The sequence below is a fragment of the Amycolatopsis pretoriensis genome, assembly GCF_900107925.1.
Classification (GTDB): Bacteria; Actinomycetota; Actinomycetes; order Mycobacteriales; family Pseudonocardiaceae; genus Amycolatopsis; species Amycolatopsis pretoriensis.
Genome location: NZ_FNUJ01000025.1, coordinates 1 through 5,158 on the forward strand (window position 1 = coordinate 1; position 5,158 = coordinate 5,158).

Genomic DNA, 5,158 nt, shown 5'->3' on the forward strand with positions numbered 1-5,158 from the left:
TAAGTTCGGCGGTGTCCTACTCTCCCACAACCCTTCGGTTGCAGTACCATCGGCGCTGTCAGGCTTAGCTTCCGGGTTCGGAATGGGACCGGGCGTTTCCCTGACGCTAAAACCACCGAAACACTCCGAAACAACACACGCACCTGGCGTGGTGTTTCAGAACCGTAGAGTGGATGCGCAACATCTTCGTAGACAAGTCCTCGGCCTATTAGTACCAGTCAACTCGACAACACATTACTGTGCTTCCATTTCTGGCCTATCAACCCAATGGTCTCTTGGGAGCCTTAACCCACAAAGGGTGGGATACCTCATCTTGGAACAGGCTTCCCGCTTAGATGCCTTCAGCGGTTATCCCTTCCGAACGTGGCCAACCAGCCATGCCCCTGGCGGAACAACTGGCACACCAGAGGTTCGTCCGTCCCGGTCCTCTCGTACTAGGGACAGCCTTCCTCAAGTATCCTACGCGCGCGGCGGATAGGGACCGAACTGTCTCACGACGTTCTAAACCCAGCTCGCGTGCCGCTTTAATGGGCGAACAGCCCAACCCTTGGGACCTACTCCGGCCCCAGGATGCGACGAGCCGACATCGAGGTGCCAAACCATGCCGTCGATATGGACTCTTGGGCAAGATCAGCCTGTTATCCCCGGGGTACCTTTTATCCGTTGAGCGACACCCCTTCCACCAGGAGGTGCCGGATCACTAGTCCCGACTTTCGTCCCTGCTCGACATGTCTGTCTCACAGTCAAGCTCCCTTGTGCACTTGCACTCAACACCTGATTGCCAACCAGGCTGAGGGAACCTTTGGGCGCCTCCGTTACTCTTTAGGAGGCAACCGCCCCAGTTAAACTACCCATCAGGCACTGTCCCTGAACCAGATCATGGCCCGAGGTTCAGATTCCCAATTCGACCAGAGTGGTATTTCAACAACGACTCCACAGCCACTAGCGTGACCACTTCACAGTCTCCCACCTATCCTACACAAGCCGAACCGAAAACCAATACCAAACTATAGTAAAGGTCCCGGGGTCTTTCCGTCCTGCCGCGCGTAACGAGCATCTTTACTCGTAGTGCAATTTCGCCGGGCCTGTGGTTGAGACAGCCGGAAAGTCGTTACGCCATTCGTGCAGGTCGGAACTTACCCGACAAGGAATTTCGCTACCTTAGGATGGTTATAGTTACCACCGCCGTTTACTGGCGCTTAAATTCTCAGCTTCGCCATTGCTGGCTAACCGGTCCTCTTAACGTTCCAGCACCGGGCAGGCGTCAGTCCATATACATCGTCTTGCGACTTCGCATGGACCTGTGTTTTTAGTAAACAGTCGCTTTCCGCTGGTCTCTGCGGCCACCCACCCCTAGTCCGTAAAGGACTTCAGGATGTTTGGCCCCCCTTCTCCCGAAGTTACGGGGGCATTTTGCCGAGTTCCTTAACCACAGTTCACCCGATCGCCTTGGTATTCTCTACCTGACCACCTGTGTTGGTTTGGGGTACGGGCCGTGCATGCACTCACTAGAGGCTTTTCTCGGCAGCATAGGATCACTCTACTTCGCCTCAAACGGCTACGCATCACGTCTCAGCCTATGGAACTGACGGATTTGCCTACCGGCTTCCCTACACGCTTACACCAGGACAACCATCGCCTGGCGGAGCTACCTTCCTGCGTCACCCCATCGCTTGACTACTACGAAATCAGGTCCCACGCTCCACAATGCCAACTCTGCCCGAAGGCTTCGCCGGCACGCTTTGGGTGGTTAGTATCAAACGCCTCGTCATGGGCGCACATGCTCGGGTACGGGAATATCAACCCGTTGTCCATCGACTACGCCTGTCGGCCTCGCCTTAGGTCCCGACTTACCCTGGGCGGATTAGCCTGGCCCAGGAACCCTTGGTCATCCGGCGGCAGAGTTTCTCACTCTGCATTCGCTACTCATGCCTGCATTCTCACTCCCACACCCTCCACGACTGGCTTCCGCCGCCGCTTCCCTGGATGCAGGACGCTCCCCTACCCATCCATACCACTAGACACGACCCTCAAGGGATCGAGCCGATGTATTGCATGAATGACACAGCTTCGGCGGTGTGCTTAAGCCCCGCTACATTGTCGGCGCAGGACCACTTGACCAGTGAGCTATTACGCACTCTTTCAAGGGTGGCTGCTTCTAAGCCAACCTCCTGGTTGTCTGGGCAATCCCACATCCTTTCCCACTGAGCACACACTTAGGGGCCTTAGCTGGTGTTCTGGGCTGTTTCCCTCTCGACGACGAAGCTTATCCCCCGCCGTCTCACTGCCACGCTCTCACTAACCGGTATTCGGAGTTTGGTTGATTTCGGTAACCCGGTAAGGCCCCTAGACCATCCAGTAGCTCTACCCCCGGCAAGAAACACGTGACGCTGCACCTAAATGCATTTCGGGGAGAACCAGCTATCACGGAGTTTGATTGGCCTTTCACCCCTACCCACAGCTCATCCCCTCAGTTTTCAACCTAAGTGGGTTCGGGCCTCCACGACGTCTTACCGTCGCTTCACCCTGGCCATGGGTAGATCACTCCGCTTCGGGTCTAGACCACGCGACTCATTCGCCCTATTCAGACTCGCTTTCGCTACGGCTACCCCACACGGGTTAACCTCGCCACGCAGCACTAACTCGCAGGCTCATTCTTCAAAAGGCACGCCATCACCCAACAAGTGAGCTCTGACGGCTTGTAGGCACACGGTTTCAGGTACTCTTTCACTCCCCTCCCGGGGTACTTTTCATCTTTCCCTCACGGTACTCGTCCGCTATCGGTCTTCAGGAAGTATTTAGGCTTACCGGGTGGTCCCGGCAGATTCACAGCAAATTCCACGAGCTCGCTGCTACTCGGGAACACCACCAAGGTCCTTGAAACTGGTTTTCGCGTACGGGGCTCTCACCCACTCCGGCCCGCCATCCCAAGCGGTTCCACTAACCAGCACAACAACCCGAAGAAATGTCAGTCTCTTCAAGGCGGGTCCCACAACACCGCACGTACAACGCCTGACAGCTTGACATACGCACGGTTTAGCCTCTTCCGCTTTCGCTCGCCACTACTCACGGAATCACGGTTGTTTTCTCTTCCTACGGGTACTGAGATGTTTCACTTCCCCGCGTTCCCTCCACACACCCTATATATTCAGGTGCGGGTAACACCACATCACTGGTGCTGGGTTTCCCCATTCGGAAATCCTCGGATCACAGCTCGGTTGACAGCTCCCCGAGGCTTATCGCAGCCTCCTACGTCCTTCATCGGCTCCTGAAGCCAAGACATCCACCATGTGCCCTTAACAACTTGACCACAAAGATGCTCGCATCCACTCTACAGTTCTCAAACACCACACCAGAAACAAACGTCCCTAGGGGGTTTAGCCCCTCGGCGTGTTGCCTCAGGACCCAACAGTGTGCTTCGTGAACAGCCGGCCACCCGAGCTCGGTGCGTGCTTTCCACGACCCTTGCGGATCAGTACTCACGCGGACTTCGCTCACCGTCGCCGGCGATAACCAGTAGTTCCACAATTCCTTGAGCAACCGAGACAACACCACGTGCGGGTGTTAAGCCTCAGCCACCCCACGCTCGAGTTCCGGGTATCCCGGGAACGTGGATGTGTTGTGCTCCTTAGAAAGGAGGTGATCCAGCCGCACCTTCCGGTACGGCTACCTTGTTACGACTTCGTCCCAATCGCCAGTCCCACCTTCGACCACTCCCTCCCCTTACGGGGTTGGGCCATGGGCTTCGGGTGTTACCGACTTTCATGACGTGACGGGCGGTGTGTACAAGGCCCGGGAACGTATTCACCGCAGCGTTGCTGATCTGCGATTACTAGCGACTCCGACTTCACGCAGTCGAGTTGCAGACTGCGATCCGAACTGAGACCGGCTTTAAGGGATTCGCTCCACCTCGCGGTATCGCAGCCCTCTGTACCAGCCATTGTAGCATGTGTGAAGCCCTGGACATAAGGGGCATGATGACTTGACGTCATCCCCACCTTCCTCCGAGTTGACCCCGGCAGTCTCCCACGAGTCCCCGCCATAACGCGCTGGCAACGTAGGATAAGGGTTGCGCTCGTTGCGGGACTTAACCCAACATCTCACGACACGAGCTGACGACAGCCATGCACCACCTGTACACCAACCACAAGGGAAGCCCCATCTCTGGGGATGTCTGGCGCATGTCAAGCCCAGGTAAGGTTCTTCGCGTTGCATCGAATTAATCCACATGCTCCGCCGCTTGTGCGGGCCCCCGTCAATTCCTTTGAGTTTTAGCCTTGCGGCCGTACTCCCCAGGCGGGGCGCTTAATGCGTTAGCTACGGCACGGACAACGTGGAATGTCGCCCACACCTAGCGCCCAACGTTTACAGCGTGGACTACCAGGGTATCTAATCCTGTTCGCTCCCCACGCTTTCGCTCCTCAGCGTCAGTATCGGCCCAGAGACCCGCCTTCGCCACCGGTGTTCCTCCTGATATCTGCGCATTTCACCGCTACACCAGGAATTCCAGTCTCCCCTACCGAACTCAAGTCTGCCCGTATCGACCGCACGCTCCACGTTAAGCGTGGAGATTTCACGGCCGACGCGACAAACCGCCTACGAGCTCTTTACGCCCAATAAATCCGGACAACGCTCGCACCCTACGTATTACCGCGGCTGCTGGCACGTAGTTAGCCGGTGCTTCTTATCCAGGTACCGTCACTTGCGCTTCGTCCCTGGCGAAAGAGGTTTACAACCCGAAGGCCGTCATCCCTCACGCGGCGTCGCTGCATCAGGCTTGCGCCCATTGTGCAATATTCCCCACTGCTGCCTCCCGTAGGAGTCTGGGCCGTGTCTCAGTCCCAGTGTGGCCGGTCACCCTCTCAGGCCGGCTACCCGTCGTCGCCTTGGTAGGCCATTACCCCACCAACAAGCTGATAGGCCGCGGGTTCATCCTGCACCGCCAGAACTTTCAACAACTCCCCATGCGAGAAGTTGTGATATCCGGTATTAGACCTCGTTTCCAAGGCTTATCCCAGAGTGCAGGGCAGATTACCCACGTGTTACTCACCCGTTCGCCACTCATCCCCACCCGAAAGTGGTTCAGCGTTCGACTTGCATGTGTTAAGCACGCCGCCAGCGTTCGTCCTGAGCCAGGATCAAACTCTCCAACAATGAA

Annotated in this window: 3 rRNA genes; all 3 read right to left on the reverse strand. The window is 56.7% G+C overall.

The annotated features are described in order from the left end of the window. Nucleotides 1-3: 3 nt before the first annotated feature. A 5S ribosomal RNA gene (gene rrf, locus BLV96_RS48930) occupies nt 4-120 on the reverse strand. A 68-nt stretch (nt 121-188) separates the two neighbouring features. Continuing rightward, nucleotides 189-3,310: ribosomal RNA gene (locus tag BLV96_RS48935) — 23S ribosomal RNA — on the reverse strand. 322 nt (nt 3,311-3,632) lie between these two features. Next, nucleotides 3,633-5,154: ribosomal RNA gene (locus BLV96_RS48940) — 16S ribosomal RNA — on the reverse strand. Together the 16S, 23S and 5S rRNA genes form the textbook arrangement of a ribosomal RNA operon. Between the last annotated feature and the right edge of the window lie 4 nt (nt 5,155-5,158).